The following is a 271-nucleotide window of genomic DNA, read 5'->3' on the forward strand; positions in this document are numbered from 1 at the left end:
GCCTACCTGCATGAGCGACAGCGCAGACAACGGCTGGCGCCATTGGCCCGCGCGTAGCACATCGTCGCGAAGCGGCTGCCAGGCATCGTGCTCACGGATGAGGAAGCGGTAGCCCTCGGGCGTGGCCTCCCACACGATGGGTTGCGAGCGCAGGCGCGCTTCGTCATGCGCCGCCTGCAGCAGAAAGATCAGGCGCTGCGCCTGGTGTTCCAGCACCGTGCGTTGGCTCGGTTGCGCATTGACAACCACCGCCCCCATCACGATGCCGATG

General features: G+C 66.8%; 1 protein-coding gene. It reads right to left on the reverse strand.

Annotation, left to right across the window (positions count from 1 at the left end; translation table 11 throughout):
- Positions 1-271, reverse strand: a 271-nt coding sequence (locus ACVA58_RS28135; protein WP_446513529.1) for a hypothetical protein, incomplete at both ends; no start/stop codon positions are given.

Source organism: Photobacterium sp. DNB22_13_2, from assembly GCF_052873915.1.